General features: G+C 59.0%; 12 protein-coding genes and 4 pseudogenes. 2 read left to right on the plus strand and 14 right to left on the minus strand.

Going from position 1 to position 13,096, the window contains the following annotated elements; genetic code table 11:
* Nucleotides 1-732 (plus strand): IS3 family transposase (locus SJH88_RS16355; RefSeq protein ID WP_274755099.1); only part of this gene is annotated, 732 nt, incomplete at its 5' end.
* A gap of 94 nt (nucleotides 733-826) precedes the next feature.
* Here SJH88_RS16355 and SJH88_RS16360 read toward each other — a convergent pair.
* The 11 genes and pseudogenes from SJH88_RS16360 to pobA all read right to left on the minus strand — a co-directional run.
* A pseudogene (locus tag SJH88_RS16360) lies at nucleotides 827-1,030 on the minus strand (tripartite tricarboxylate transporter substrate-binding protein); the annotation flags it as partial.
* Nucleotides 1,031-1,217: 187 nt separating this feature from the next.
* On the minus strand, nucleotides 1,218-2,240 hold the full coding sequence (locus SJH88_RS16365) for an aldo/keto reductase (protein ID WP_047219283.1): 1,023 nt from the start codon (nucleotides 2,238-2,240) through the stop codon (nucleotides 1,218-1,220).
* Between the two features lie 140 nt (nucleotides 2,241-2,380).
* On the minus strand, nucleotides 2,381-3,340 hold the full coding sequence (locus tag SJH88_RS16370; RefSeq protein ID WP_047219282.1) for a Gfo/Idh/MocA family oxidoreductase: 960 nt from the start codon (nucleotides 3,338-3,340) through the stop codon (nucleotides 2,381-2,383).
* On the minus strand, nucleotides 3,341-4,228 hold the full coding sequence (locus SJH88_RS16375; protein WP_047219322.1) for a class III extradiol dioxygenase subunit beta: 888 nt from the start codon (nucleotides 4,226-4,228) through the stop codon (nucleotides 3,341-3,343).
* A gap of 144 nt (nucleotides 4,229-4,372) precedes the next feature.
* Nucleotides 4,373-4,837, minus strand: a pseudogene (gene ligA / locus SJH88_RS16380) (protocatechuate 4,5-dioxygenase subunit alpha); the annotation flags it as partial.
* Entirely contained in the window at nucleotides 4,731-5,648 is a 918-nt protein-coding gene (locus tag SJH88_RS16385; protein ID WP_047219281.1) for an amidohydrolase family protein, read from the minus strand. The gene SJH88_RS16385 and the pseudogene ligA, both read right to left, overlap by 107 nt.
* 55 nt (nucleotides 5,649-5,703) lie before the next feature.
* Entirely contained in the window at nucleotides 5,704-6,699 is a 996-nt protein-coding gene (locus tag SJH88_RS16390) for a Bug family tripartite tricarboxylate transporter substrate binding protein (protein ID WP_047219280.1), read from the minus strand.
* Between the two features lie 40 nt (nucleotides 6,700-6,739).
* Nucleotides 6,740-7,423, minus strand: coding sequence for a 4-carboxy-4-hydroxy-2-oxoadipate aldolase/oxaloacetate decarboxylase (gene ligK / locus SJH88_RS16395; RefSeq protein ID WP_274755100.1), 684 nt, complete (start codon nucleotides 7,421-7,423; stop codon nucleotides 6,740-6,742).
* A 125-nt stretch (nucleotides 7,424-7,548) separates the two neighbouring features.
* Entirely contained in the window at nucleotides 7,549-8,577 is a 1,029-nt protein-coding gene (locus tag SJH88_RS16400) for an amidohydrolase family protein (protein WP_154165073.1), read from the minus strand.
* Between the two features lie 67 nt (nucleotides 8,578-8,644).
* Nucleotides 8,645-9,343, minus strand: a complete 699-nt coding sequence (locus tag SJH88_RS16405; RefSeq protein ID WP_162524777.1) for a substrate-binding domain-containing protein — start codon at nucleotides 9,341-9,343, stop codon at nucleotides 8,645-8,647.
* A gap of 131 nt (nucleotides 9,344-9,474) precedes the next feature.
* Nucleotides 9,475-10,659 (minus strand): annotated as a pseudogene (pobA, locus tag SJH88_RS16410) (4-hydroxybenzoate 3-monooxygenase).
* A gap of 143 nt (nucleotides 10,660-10,802) precedes the next feature.
* Between pobA and SJH88_RS16415 the strand changes: the two are divergent.
* Complete coding sequence (locus tag SJH88_RS16415; RefSeq protein ID WP_154165074.1) at nucleotides 10,803-11,576, plus strand: IclR family transcriptional regulator domain-containing protein; 774 nt, start codon at nucleotides 10,803-10,805, stop codon at nucleotides 11,574-11,576.
* Between the two features lie 29 nt (nucleotides 11,577-11,605).
* Here SJH88_RS16415 and SJH88_RS16420 read toward each other — a convergent pair whose 3' ends face one another.
* The 3 genes and pseudogenes from SJH88_RS16420 to SJH88_RS16430 all read right to left on the minus strand — a co-directional run.
* Nucleotides 11,606-12,334, minus strand: a complete 729-nt coding sequence (locus SJH88_RS16420) for a LysR substrate-binding domain-containing protein (RefSeq protein ID WP_274755101.1) — start codon at nucleotides 12,332-12,334, stop codon at nucleotides 11,606-11,608.
* Complete coding sequence (locus SJH88_RS16425) at nucleotides 12,325-12,495, minus strand: LysR family transcriptional regulator (RefSeq protein WP_274755102.1); 171 nt, start codon at nucleotides 12,493-12,495, stop codon at nucleotides 12,325-12,327. The genes SJH88_RS16420 and SJH88_RS16425 overlap by 10 nt, the downstream gene beginning before the upstream one ends.
* Nucleotides 12,496-12,693: 198 nt before the next feature.
* Nucleotides 12,694-13,008 (minus strand): annotated as a pseudogene (locus SJH88_RS16430) (integrase core domain-containing protein); the annotation flags it as partial.
* Nucleotides 13,009-13,096 lie beyond the last annotated feature (88 nt).

The following is a 13,096-nucleotide window of genomic DNA, read 5'->3' on the forward strand; positions in this document are numbered from 1 at the left end:
GTTTATGGGACGGTCAAAGTCTGGAAGCAGATGCACCGAGAGGGCTTACCCATTGCCCGCTGCACCGTACAACGACTGATGCGCAAGCTGGGCCTGGAAGGCGCAAGGCGTGGCAAGAAGGTGCGCACAACACGTCCAGATGCAGCAAGGCCATGCCCGCTAGACCTCGTCAACCGCCAGTTCACAGCTCAGCGCCCTGACCAGCTTTGGGTTGCAGACTTCACCTATGTATCTACATGGCAAGGGCAGATGTTTGTGGCCTTTGTGATTGATGTGTATGCACGCCGCATAGTGGGCTGGCGGGTCAGCAGCCATATGCGCACGGACTTTGTGGTGGATGCGTTGGAGCAGGCGCTGTATGCAAGGCGGCCTTCAAGTGACACGGAGCACATTCATCACTCCGACAGGGGCAGTCAGTACGTTTCCATTCGCTACACAGAACGTTTAGAGGAAGCTGGCCTGATGCCTTCGGTGGGTAGCACTGGAGATTCCTACGACAACGCCTTGGCCGAAACCATCAACGGTTTGTACAAAACGGAAGTTATCTACAAACGAGGGCCGTGGAAAACACGTGAATCACTGGAGCTGGCAACGCTGCAATGGGTGCACTGGTTCAACCATGACAGGCTGCTGGAATCCATAGGACATATACCGCCAGCGGAGGCTGAGGCAAACTACTGGCGGCAAGTTGCCAAGACCGTGCAGGCTGACGCCTGCACTTCAACAAACTAGCCTCCACCAAACCCGGTGTGATTCATGATAGTCCAAGTTTTTGTCCGCATGCCCACCGGGGTCTAGTGGGTCACTTCTGGATGGAAATCAACACCTTCACCACGGTGTCTGCTGCCACAATGCCGCCGGCACTGGGTTTGTTTTCAATGATGACGGGCTGGCCCATCTGGGTAGACAGCTGCTGCGCCACCACCCGCGATGTCACGTCCGCAACGCCGCCTGCGCCAAAGGGCACCATGATGCGGATGGGTTTCTTCGACAACGGTTGCGGATTGACTTGTGCGGTTGCCCATGGCATCACCAGCAACACGCTATACACCCCAGCCCGCTTACAGCGAGCACCCCATTTTTTTTGCCATTGCGTGCGCATGCACATCTCCTTGCTTACTTGTGCCGTGCACTGTGTCACCGTATGGCAGTAACAGTGCCGCTGTTTCCTGATTAGCAGCTATTGCATTTAGGCATAGCTATCGCAGCCCCAGCGCTCACAGGCCTGTGTTTTCAAAGCTAAATTTTTCGGTGTTCACTTCGCGCTGGCCTTGGGGGGCATATCGGTCACCCACGATCTGGTCAGGCTGAAACAAAACATCCAAAGCGGTCAACACCTCGGCGCTCAGTTGCACCGCACCGCCGCGCACGTCTTCTTTCAGGTGCTCCACACGGGTGGTGCCCGGCAAGGCGATCACATGCGATCCCTGATGCAGCACCCAGGCAATCGCCAGCTCGGCCAGCGTGCAATCCGCTTGCTCGGCCAGCGCCTGCATAGGCGCCAGCAAACGCATGTTTTTGGCATGGGCCGCCGCAGCAAAGCGCGGCATGGCGGCCCGGATATCGCCCGACACCCAGTCCCCCACCTCCTGGAGCTTACCAGTCAAGAACCCGCGGCCCACTGGGCTGAAGGCCACATAGGCAATACCCATGTCTTTGCAGGCTTGCAGTGTGCCCAGCTCGGCATTGCGCGACCACAGCGAATACTCGCTTTGCAGGGCCGTGATCGGGTGCTCGGCATGCGCGCGACGCAAAGCATCCACACCCACCTCCGACAGGCCCAGCGCACGCACTTTGCCCTCTTGCACCAGGCGGCCCATCTCGCCCACCGATTCTTCAATCGGCACTTGCTGGTCCCAGCGGTGCAGGTAGTACAAATCGATCACATCGGTGCCCAGGCGACGCAGGCTGTCTTCACAGTTTTGGCGCAAGCTGGCGGGCCTGCCATCGATCACACGGCGGATGGTGCCGTCTTCGCCCACCACACCGGCCATGCCGCACTTGCTGGCCAGCGTGATGCGGTTGCGCTGCTGCTTGACCCAGGGAGCAATCAAGCGCTCGTTGGCGCCAAAGCCATAAAGTGCGGCGGTATCAAACAAGGTCACACCGGTATCCAAGGCTGCGTCGAAAACGGCCTTGGATTGCTCGGCGCTCGAAGGGGTGCCGTAGGCATGGCTGAAGTTCATGCAACCCAGTCCCACGCTACCCACACTCCACGGTCCAATGCGTCGCTGCTCCATGTCTCTTCCTTTCGCTGCGGGGTGCATGCGCATGCCATGTCGCGGCGCCGCACCCTGCACAATTTTTGAATAAAAAAGCCTGTGCATGCTTATAAAGCTTGCACAGGCCGCTATGCATTTTTCAATGCACAGGCAACAATTTAGTTCGCGTTGAGCTGCTGCTCCAAATCATGCAGCACCTTGTAGCAAGGCAGCACTTGTTGCACGCTGGAGTTGGGCTCGCGGCCTTCACGGATGGCAGCAAAGAACTCGCGGTCTTGCAACTCGATGCCGTTCATGGACACATCCACCTTGGACACGTCAATCTTCTCTTCCTTGCCGTTGACCAGATCGTCGTAGCGCGCGATGTAAGTGCCGGTGTCGCCGATGTAGCGGAAGAAGGTGCCCAGAGGGCCATCGTTGTTGAACGACAGGCTCAGCGTGCAGATCGCACCGTTGGCCGCCTTGAGCTGGATGCTCATGTCCATGGCAATGCCCAGTTCTGGGTGGATGGGGCCCTGGATGGCATTGGCCTTCACGATGGGGCTACCAGCCTGGTAGGCGAACAGGTCCACCGTGTGGGCAGCATGGTGCCACAGCAGGTGGTCGGTCCAGCTGCGGGGCTGGCCCAACGCGTTCATGTTGGTACGGCGGAAGAAGTAGGTCTGCACATCCATTTGCTGGATGTTGAATTCACCGGCTTTGATCTTCTTGTTCACCCACTGGTGGCTGGGGTTGAAGCGGCGGGTGTGGCCCACCATGGCCACCTTGCCAGTTTCCTTTTGTACCTTCAGCACTTCTTCGGCTTCAGCCCAGCTGTCGGCCAGCGGAATTTCCACCTGTACGTGCTTGCCTGCCTTCATGCACTGGATGGCCTGCGCAGCATGCATCTGTGTGGGGGTGCACAGAATCACGGCATCCACCTCGGGCAGCGCCAGCGCTTCTGCTAGAGCAGTGGTCACGTGGCCAATGCCGTACTTGGCAGCCACTTCCTGTGTAGGTTCCAGACGGCGGCCCACCAGCGATACGACTTCCACACCGTCGATGTTCTTGATGCCGTCCAGGTGCTTGATACCGAATGCGCCAGCACCTGCCAGCGCCACTTTGATGGTCTTGCTCATTTATTGATTCTCCAAAATCAGATGGCCTACGGCCGTATTCGATGCAGGAACGTGGAAGAAGCGGTGCACCAGCTTGGGCGCATTGCCACCATCCACATCGGCCATCGCACCGCGCGCGATCAGCCACATCACCAGTTCAATGCCTTCACTGCCCGCTTCACGCACATATTCGATGTGCGGCACTTTGGCCAGCTCGGCTGGCTCTGCCACCAGACGATCGAGGAAGCGGTTGTCCCACTCCTTATTAATCAGACCGGCGCGCGGCCCCTGCAGCTGGTGGCTCATCCCTCCTGTGCCCCAGATCTGCACCTTGATGGGCTTGTCATAGCTTTCGATGGCCTTGCGGATGGCCTTGCCCAGTTCAAAGCAGCGCTTGCCCGAGGGTACGGGGTATTGCACCACGTTCACGTGGAAAGGGATCACCTTGCAGGGCCAGTTTTCAGGCTGACCAAACATCAGCGACAGGGGCACGGTGAGGCCGTGATCCACCTTCAGGTCGTTGACGATGGTCAGGTCAAAGTCCTGCTGAATCACCGACTGCGCAATGTGCGAAGCCAGCTCCGGGTCACCCTGCACCTTGGGCACGGGACGTGCACCATAGCCTTCATCGGCAGGCTCGAACTCCGCAGCCGTGCCAATCGCAAACGTGGGGATCACGCCCAGGTCGAACGAGGTGGCATGGTCGTTGTAGATGAGGAAAATCACGTCGGGCGTGTTCTCCTTCATCCACGCCTTGGAAGGCTGGTAGCCATCGAAGAGCGGCATCCAGTAAGGCTCTTCGGTCTTGCCCTGGTCCACGGCCACGCCAATGGCAGGCACGTGCGAGGTGTAGACCGAAGCCGTGATGCTGGCACGGCCTGCAGGCTGCTCACCCTGGGACTGCTCAATCGCCTCAGCCAGCGCCTGCTGGGCCTGTGCTTCTTGCCACTCTTCAAAAGCGGCAGACATGCTCATGGGGCCTTGCGCATCACCGTCCTCACCCACGTAGCGGTTGCCATCGGGCTTGCGGCCACCGCCCACCATCATGGCGCGGTAGTTTTCTTCGGTCATGCCGGTCATGGAACCCGCCATTTGCTGAAAGCTCAGGCCGTCGGTCGCACCCAGCTTGGACAGGAAGTAGATGTTGCCGCCAGTGCGCATCATCCAGTTCAGATCACGGGCCTTGACGGCGGCCTTTTGCTCATCCGTCATCGGCCACTCAGCCAAGTAAGCGTCTTCATCGGCTTTGAAGCGGGTGCGGTTCTCTGCCTTCATCAGGCTCATGCAGAACTGGTTGAGCCAGTACCCCTTGCGGCTTTGGTCGGCATCAAAAATGGTGGTGCCGGGGACGTCCAGATACGGTTTGTCCAATGCCATCTCTTGTCTCCTTGAATATCTAGTGAGGCGACGTTCAGGCTTCTTCAGGCCAATACAAACGCATGGGGTTGTCCACCAGCAGCTTGCGCTGCAGCTCGGCGGTCGGCGCGATGTGGGGGATGAAGTCCACCAGCAGACCATCGTCAGGCATGTGGTCCTTGAGGTTGGGGTGTGGCCAGTCGGTCCCCCACAGCACGCGGTCGGGGAATTCTTCGACCACACGGCGCGCAAAAGGCACGACGTCTTGGTAGGCGTTTTGCTCGCCATCCAGCGCCTTGGGTCCAGTTATGGACAGGCGCTCGGGGCAAGACACCTTGCTCCACACGTTCTGGTGCTCACGCATGAACTTCAGGAACAGGGCGAACTCTTCGCTATCCACGCCCTTGCTCACGTCGGGGCGGCCCATGTGGTCCACCACCACGGTCGTGGGCAGTGCGGTGAAGAAGTCCCACAGCTCAGGCAGGTCTACTGCTTCAAAGTAAATCACCACGTGCCAGTCCAGCTTGGCGATGCGACCGGCGATTTCCATCAGCTCGTCCTTGGGCGTGAAGTCCACCAGACGCTTGACGAAGTTAAAGCGCACGCCGCGCACGCCAGCTGCATGCAGAGCTTGCAGCTCTTCATCGGTCACGCTGCGCTTGACGGTAGCCACACCACGTGCCTTGCCGTTCGAGGACAGGCAGGCATCGACCATGGCACGGTTGTCCGCACCGTGGCAGGTGGCCTGCACGATCACGTTGCGTGCAAAGCCCAGGTGGTCGCGCAGGGCAAACAGCTGCTGCTTGCTGGCATCGCACGGGGTGTACTTGCGCTCCGGGGCATACGGGAATTCAGCTCCGGGGCCAAATACGTGGCAGTGGGCATCCACGGCACCTGCAGGCAGTTGGAACTTTGGGGTGGCGGGGCCTTGATACCAATCCAGCCAGCCAGGGGTTTTTTCAAAAGCGCTCATCGTCTCGTCTTTGCAAATAGCAGCCCCACACACCTGGTGCAGAGCTGTCAGGTTCTCAATCGGGCTTGATGCCGGTGTCGTCGATCAGCTTTTGGTAACGCTGGCGTTCGGCACGGATCAGTTGGGCAAACTGGTCGCGGCTGCCGGGCGTGACTTCGCCGCCCACGGCCGCCATGCGCTGCTTGACCTCGGGGGTAGCCAGGGCCTTTTGCACTTCGGCATACAGCTTGTCCACCACGGGTGCAGGCGTGTTCTTGGGCGCCACAAAGCCGTACCAGACCGAGGCTTCAAAGCCCGGGTAGCCTGATTCGGCAATCGTGGGGGTGTTCGGGAAGATGCTTGTGCGGCCGGCGCTGAGCGCGGCCAGCACCTTGAGCTTGCCGTTCTTCACGTGGGGCAGTGCTTCTAGCGCGTTGACTGCCACCAGTTGCACCTGGCCACCGATGGTGTCGGTGATGGCAGGCGCACCGCCACGGTAGGGAATGTGCTGCAACTCAATGCCGGCAGCCTTGGCGAACAGCTCCACCGCCATGTGCGGGGTGGCGCCATTGCCGGGGCTGGCAAAGGCAATGCTATCGGGCTTGGCCTTGGCTGCAGCAATCAGCTCTTGCACGTTGTTGTAGGGCACCGAGGGGTTGGCGGCAATCACTACGGGCACTCGGCCCACCTGGGCGATGGGCACCAAATCACGCTCAGCATCAAACGGTGGGGGCTTGTACAGCGCCATATTGGCCGCCAGGGCGTTGGCCGCCAGCATCAGCGTGTAGCCATCGGGCGCAGCATCGATCACGGATTTGACCGCAATGTTGGTGCCTGCGCCGGGCTTGTTTTCCACGATGAAGGTTTGGCCCAGGCTGCTGGACAGGCTTTGGCCCACGGTGCGGGCGATGATGTCCACCGCGCCGCCAGCAGAGTAGCCGACCACCACTTTCACGGGCTTGCTGGGGTAGGCGTTTTGCGCCTGCGCTGCGGTGGCGGCAGACAGCGACAACACAGCCAGCGCGCTACAGGCCAGCAGGTGGCGGCGTGCCGCTGAGGTTGTGGGATGCATGTTCTTGTCTCCTTGGATCTGGCAGTCAGTCGATCAGATATCAGTCGATGTAACGCAGGCCCACTTGTGCCAGCGGTTCGCGCATCTTGTACATGTCCAGGCCCAACACGCCGGACGCCAGCTTGGCGCGCTTTTCGCCTTCAAAGCTCTCGCGCTTTTGTGCGGCAACCAACACTTCGGTAGCCTTAGCGGCGGGCACGCATACCACGCCGTCGTCGTCGGCCACGATCACGTCACCGGGGGTGACGATCTGGCCTGCACACACCACGGGGATATTCACCGAGCCGATGGCGGCCTTGATGCAGCCCTTGCTGCTGATGACCTTACTCCACACAGGGAAGTTCATCTCTTGCAGCGTCTTCACGTCGCGCACACCGGCGTCGATGATCAGCGCACGAGCACCACGGGCCTGGAAGCTGGTGGCCAGCAGGTCACCAAAGTAGCCATCGGTGCACTCGGCTGTGATGGCGGCTACCACGATGTCGCCGGGCTGAATCTGCTCGGCAACCACGTGCATCATCCAGTTGTCGCCGGGGTGCAGCAGCACGGTCACGGCCGTACCCGACACCTGTGCGCCGGCATAGATGGGGCGCATATAGGGCTTGAGCAGGCCCACGCGGCTCATGGCCTCGTGCACAGTGGCCGAACCCAAAGCCGCTAGACCATCGGCCGCTGTGCGGTCCGCGCGTTGAATATTGCGATACACCACACCCAGTTCGTACATCAGTCTTCTCCTAAATATTTAAAAAAGTGAGTAGCTTGTGCTTTTAAAAAGCTAATCTCTAAGTGTTTTCTATCCAAAACCATTGATTTATAAGTACAGGTTGCTCGGCTTATTGCATTTCTTATTTACAGACACTTAGCCTTCAATGCGGCGTCCAGACGCGTGAATACGCGGCGGGCATTGCCTTCGTACACGGCGTGCTTTTCTTCAGCCGTAAGGTTTTGCGTAGCTTCGATGTAGCGCTTGGTGTCGTCGTAGTAGTGGCCAGTTTGCGGATCGATACCGCGCACCGCACCAATCATTTCGCTAGCGAACAGGATGTTCTTGGTGGGGATCACTTCGGTCAGCAGATTGATACCAGGCTGGTGGTACACGCAGGTGTCGAAGTAGATGTTGTTGAGCAAGTGCTCTTCCAGCAGCGGCTTCTTCATCTCTTGCGCCAGACCGCGGAAACGGCCCCAGTGGTAAGGCACTGCACCGCCACCATGGGGAATCAGGAACTTCAGGGTGGGGAAGTCCTTGAACAAATCCGAAGTCAGGCACTGCATGAACGCGGTGGTGTCCGCATTCAGATAGTGGCTGCCCGTGGTGTGAAAGCACGAATTACAGCTGGTAGACACGTGGATCATCGCGGGGATGTCGTACTCCACCATCTTTTCGTAGATGGGGTACCAGCTCTTATCGGACAGTGGAGGTGATGTCCAGTGACCACCCGATGGATCAGGGTTCAGGTTGATACCCACGTTGCCGTACTGTTCCACACACTTAACCAACTCAGGGATGCAGGTGGCGGGGTCCACACCAGGCGACTGGGGCAGCATGGCTGCGGGGATGAAGTGGTCAGGGAACAGCTGGCTGACGCGGTAGCACAGCTCGTTGCAGATGGCGGCCCAGGTACTGGAGGTCTGGAAGTCACCGATGTGGTGGGCCATGAACGAGGCGCGGGGGCTAAAGATGGTCAGGTCCGAGCCGCGCTCTTTCATCAGACGCAACTGGTTGGTTTCGATGGTCTCGCGAATTTCGTCGTCACTGATCTTTAGGTCGCTGGCCTTGGGCGCTTGCGACGGGTCTTTCAAGCCGGCGATCTGCAGATCGCGCCAGGTGCCCAATGCAGCGGGTGCGGTGGTGTAGTGGCCGTGTACATCAATAATCATGGGAACAACCTTTGCTTCAGAAAACGTCAATTTCGTTGGCTGGCACACCGTGCGCAGCCGGTGGTGGTCAGGCCGCAGACATGGGCACCATGCCCTGTGCGCGCTTGGCAGCGCCCGCCTGGGGCGAAGCCATGAAGTCCAGCAATTGGCGAGCAGAATCAATATCCGCAGAGCGGCTGAGCACCGCTGCCGAGAACACAGTGTCGATGGCCACCGGATCGGGAAGGTTGCCCACGATGTGAATGCCTGCTACGTGGATCAGCTCGCTCAGCTGCTGAAAGCCCAGCGCCACTGCACCACGCGCCACCAAAGAGCCCACAGGAACGCCAGGGCGCGCCTGCACCATGCGGGGCTGCACCTGGGCAGCGATACCCCAATCAGCCAGCAACTGCTGCAACGCCACGCCGCTAGGGCCGGTGGAAATGCCAATCGAAGGCGCTTGCAATACCGCCTGGCGCAGCGCTTCTTCGCTGCTGATGTCCGGCGGCGCAGCACTGGCAGGCACGGCCACGGCCGTGCTGGAACGCATCAAATCCACTTTGCTTCCCGCGACGGCGTGGCCGCTGGCGATCAGGCCATCAATGGCTTTGGAGGCCAGAAACACCAGGTCGTAGGTGCCGCCATCTTTGACTTTTTGTGCCGCCTCCACCCCGCCCAATGATTCGATGGCGGTGGACGCGCCGCCCTGGGCATGCCAATCGGCCAGCAAATCGGCCAGTACCTGACGGGTGGCCATGGATGAAATGCCTTGCAATACAGTGCTCACGCGCTTGTCTCCTTGTGTTCTGTTATCAGACGCCATGCCCGAGGGAGCTAATCCACCTGCATTCTGAAAGCAAAACACAACGAGACCCAGCACACAAACCCGCTAGCTGCTATATCCAAACGGCATACCACTTAGCCATTCTGTTGCAAAGGCAGTCCCGCGTAGTTTTCTGCCAAGGCCGTTGCTGCAGCCTGGGAGCGCACGGTGTAGCCCAATTCGGCTTCTTGCATCTTGGTGCCGAATTCGCCGCTCTCAGGGAAGCTGTGCATCATCGAGGTCATCCACCACGAAAAGCGCTCGGCATTCCACACGCGGCGCAGGCAGCGTTCGGAGTACTGCTCAATGCCCACCTTCGAGCCTTGCTGGTAGAAGTCCACCATGGCTTGGTACAGATAACCCACATCGGAAGCGGCCAGGTTCAACCCCTTGGCACCGGTGGGAGGCACGATGTGGGCGGCGTCGCCAACAAGGAACATGCGGCCAAATCGCATAGGCTCGGTCACAAAGCTGCGCAGCGGGGCAATGCTCTTTTCCAGCGATGGGCCAGTGACCAGCTTCTCACGGGCCTCAGGGTCCAAGCGCAGCTTGAGTTCTTCCCAAAAGCGCTCGTCGCTCCAGTTTTCCACCTTCTCGGTCAGTGGCACCTGCAGATAGTAGCGGCTGCGGGTTTTGCTGCGCTGGCTGCACAGGGCAAAGCCGCGCTCGGTTTGAGCATAGATCAGCTCATCCGAGACGGGGGGCGTATCCGACAACAGGCCCAGCCAGCCAAAGGGATAGACCTTTTCAAAGGTCTTGATCTGGTCTTGCGGCGCGCTGGTGCGACACACGCCGTGAAAGCCATCGCAACCAGCAATCTAGTCACAGGCCACAGTGTGTTGCACACCGTCTTTTTCATAAGTCACGCAGGGCGTCTCGGTATCAAAGCCCACGGGCTGCACGTTCTGTGCCTCATACACCGTGGTCAAGCCGGCCTGGGCACGCGCTTCCATCAAATCGCGGGTGACTTCAGTCTGACCATACACCATCACCCGCTTACCACCGGTGAGGGCATGCAAATCAATACGGTGGCGCTGGCCGCCAAACAGCAGTTCAATGCCGTCGTGCGGTAAGCCTTCTTCGTTCATACGGGCATCAGCACCGGCTTGCTGCAGCAAGTCTACTGTCACCTGCTCCAGCACGCCAGCGCGGATGCGTCCCAACACATAGTCGGGGCTGCGTTGCTCAAAGATGATGTTGTCAATGCCCGCCTTGTGCAGTAATTGACCGAGCAGCAAGCCTGCAGGGCCTGCACCGATGATGGCAACTTGGGTACGCATAGGGTGTCTCCATATCTGTCTGAGTTGGAATGGCTAAAGCTTAGTTTTGCGCCACATCAACATCCAGCGTTGCACGCACGACCTGCGCGATGATCATCCAACTTGCGCGACAATCGCGCGAAAAACAAACCCCAACCTCCCTTATGAACACCATCGCTCACGCAGACTTCATTGCCGGACTGGCCAAGGGCCTGGCCGTACTGGAGAGTTTTGACACCGATCGTCAGCGCCTCAACGCCACGCTGGCGGCCCAACGCGCCGGTATCACCCGCACAGCCGCTCGCCGCCATTTGCTAACGCTGCAATATCTGGGATATCTAGAAAGCGATGGCCACTACTTCTGGCTGGCGCCCAAGGTGCTGCGCCTGTCGGGTAGCTATCTGGCATCGGCCCGCCTACCCCGCACCGTGCAACCCACGCTCACCCGGCTGGCGGTACAGACGGGATTGTCGTGCACGGTGGTGGTACTAGATGGTGCTGAGGTGGTGATCGTGGCACGCAGTGCTACAAATGAGCAACCTGAGCGGCGCCTGGCCCATGGACTGCATTTGGGCAGCCGCTTGCCGGTGCATGCCACCTCCACCGGCCGCATCCTGCTGGCAGCAATGGATGACACAGCCTTGGAGCAATGGCTTCGCAACCACCCTTTGCCACGCTTGACGGCCCACACGGTGACATCGCCGCAGCAACTACTCTCTATTGTCTATGCCGTGCGCCAGCAAGACTTTGCAATGGCGCGCAATGAGCATGAGCTAGGCGTGCAAGCCATCTCAATACCATTGCGCGACCGCACCGGCCATACCTTGGCGGCATTGAATATCGTGGCCGCCCCAAAGCACTTTGACAACAAAACCCGCGTCAATGAACTCTTAGGCTTGTTGCAAGAGGCAGCACGGGATCTGCGCCCCATGCTGTGAACACAGCGTGCTACATTTCCAACCCGGCTTCAAGCCCGCGCCAAACACAGTGTGCGCAAAATATCGGCCGTACATCTGACCAAAGGCGTGGCGTGCTTTTTGGAGGATTGCACCAGGCACAGCGTGCACACGATGCGTGGATCCACAATAGGCAGCACCTTCAAGCCATCTTCCAACTGGGCCGTATTGACGGCACTAGCAGTGAGTACTGCATAGCCGTAGCCGCTGCGCACCAAGTCAAGAATGGCTGGAACGCTAGAGACCTCCCATACCACATTGAGCTGCACCTGAGACAGCGTGGCCTGCGCCTCCATCAGCTTGCGGAAGATCTGTCCCCGCTGCGGCATTATTAGAGGCATTTGGGAGAGGTCTTTGAATACAACCTGATTCTCATCCTGCAGGTCTTGGGCGCGCCCAATTACACAAAGCGGCTCCTCCAGCACTGGCACGACTTCAATCTGGGGATTGGGATCAGGCGTGTAGACCAAGCCCAAATCCATTCGCCCCGTGGCCAGCCATTCGCTGATGTGCATAGAGAAGCCCTCCACCACTGCCAGCCGCGCCTTGGGCATTTCTTTGCTGAAATGATTAATCAACGGCAATGTTAGGAGGCGCATCAGACTTGGCGGCAAGCCCAGTACAATGCGACCCACCGGCTCTCCCCGGTGGCTACCCAAATCCTCTTTGGCCAAAGCGACCCGCTGCATGATGCCGTGGCCATGCTCCAGCAACCGGCGCCCGGCATCGGTCAAGGCCACACCCCGGCCGTGCGAAACAGCAAGGTCTCACGCAGCTCTATTTCCAGCGCACGCACTTGCCGACTCAACGCTGGCTGGGCAATATCTAGCTGCTGGGCCGCTTTGCTAAAGCTGCCCGTTTCAGCCACACACACAAAAGTTTCAATTTGCTGTAGGTTCATGTCCTAGGAAATCTACCATGAAGCTATGCTTTTTAGATATAGCTGCTAGCCATAAGTAGCGTTATTGCATTACAGAGACTTCCCATAAAAGCAAGCGCTGATAAGTTTTCATTTTGATAGACCTGACTACTACCGTAGTACTCAAGAGGCGTACAACGAAAAACTGAATCGCCCCGGGTTTCAAGGAGGCCGATTGGTTTAAGTTGACACCTCTGCAGAGGTGTCGCTGACGGCTAGTTGCCTCCAGTAGTTTGCCTCAGCTTCTGCCGGAGGGATGCCCCCAATCGGCGTGAGCAATCGGACATGGTTGAACCAGTGCACCCATTGCAGGGTGGCCAGTTCCACGGATTCCCTGGTCTTCCAGGGTCCCCGGCGGTGAATCAGCTCGGCCTTGTACAGACCGTTGATGGTCTCGGCCAGCGCGTTGTCGTAGCTGTCACCCCGGCTGCCCACCGAGGGCTGTATGCCCGCCTGGTCCAGCCGTTCGGTGTAGCGGATGCTGACGTATTGGGTGGATTCAACCGGTCGTCGCAACACCTTTAATCAGGAGGTGTTTATGGGACGTCCCGCAGGATGGATGAAGCAATTTACTGGCAGAGAC

This window comes from Comamonas sp. GCA5 (assembly GCF_036541385.1).
Classification (GTDB): domain Bacteria; phylum Pseudomonadota; class Gammaproteobacteria; order Burkholderiales; family Burkholderiaceae_C; genus Comamonas; species Comamonas aquatica.

Excerpts from the sequence above, each read along its gene's own strand:
- SJH88_RS16365 (WP_047219283.1), bottom strand. The coding sequence starts at position 2,240 with ATGGAGCAGCGACGCATTGGACCGTGGAGTGTGGGTAGCGTGGGACTG.
- SJH88_RS16370 (WP_047219282.1), bottom strand. The coding sequence starts at position 3,340 with ATGAGCAAGACCATCAAAGTGGCGCTGGCAGGTGCTGGCGCATTCGGT.
- SJH88_RS16385 (WP_047219281.1), bottom strand. The coding sequence starts at position 5,648 with ATGAGCGCTTTTGAAAAAACCCCTGGCTGGCTGGATTGGTATCAAGGC.
- SJH88_RS16390 (WP_047219280.1), bottom strand. The coding sequence starts at position 6,699 with ATGCATCCCACAACCTCAGCGGCACGCCGCCACCTGCTGGCCTGTAGC.
- ligK (WP_274755100.1), bottom strand. The coding sequence starts at position 7,423 with ATGTACGAACTGGGTGTGGTGTATCGCAATATTCAACGCGCGGACCGC.
- SJH88_RS16400 (WP_154165073.1), bottom strand. The coding sequence starts at position 8,577 with ATGATTATTGATGTACACGGCCACTACACCACCGCACCCGCTGCATTG.
- SJH88_RS16415 (WP_154165074.1), top strand. The coding sequence starts at position 10,803 with ATGAACACCATCGCTCACGCAGACTTCATTGCCGGACTGGCCAAGGGC.
- SJH88_RS16425 (WP_274755102.1), bottom strand. The coding sequence starts at position 12,495 with ATGAACCTACAGCAAATTGAAACTTTTGTGTGTGTGGCTGAAACGGGC.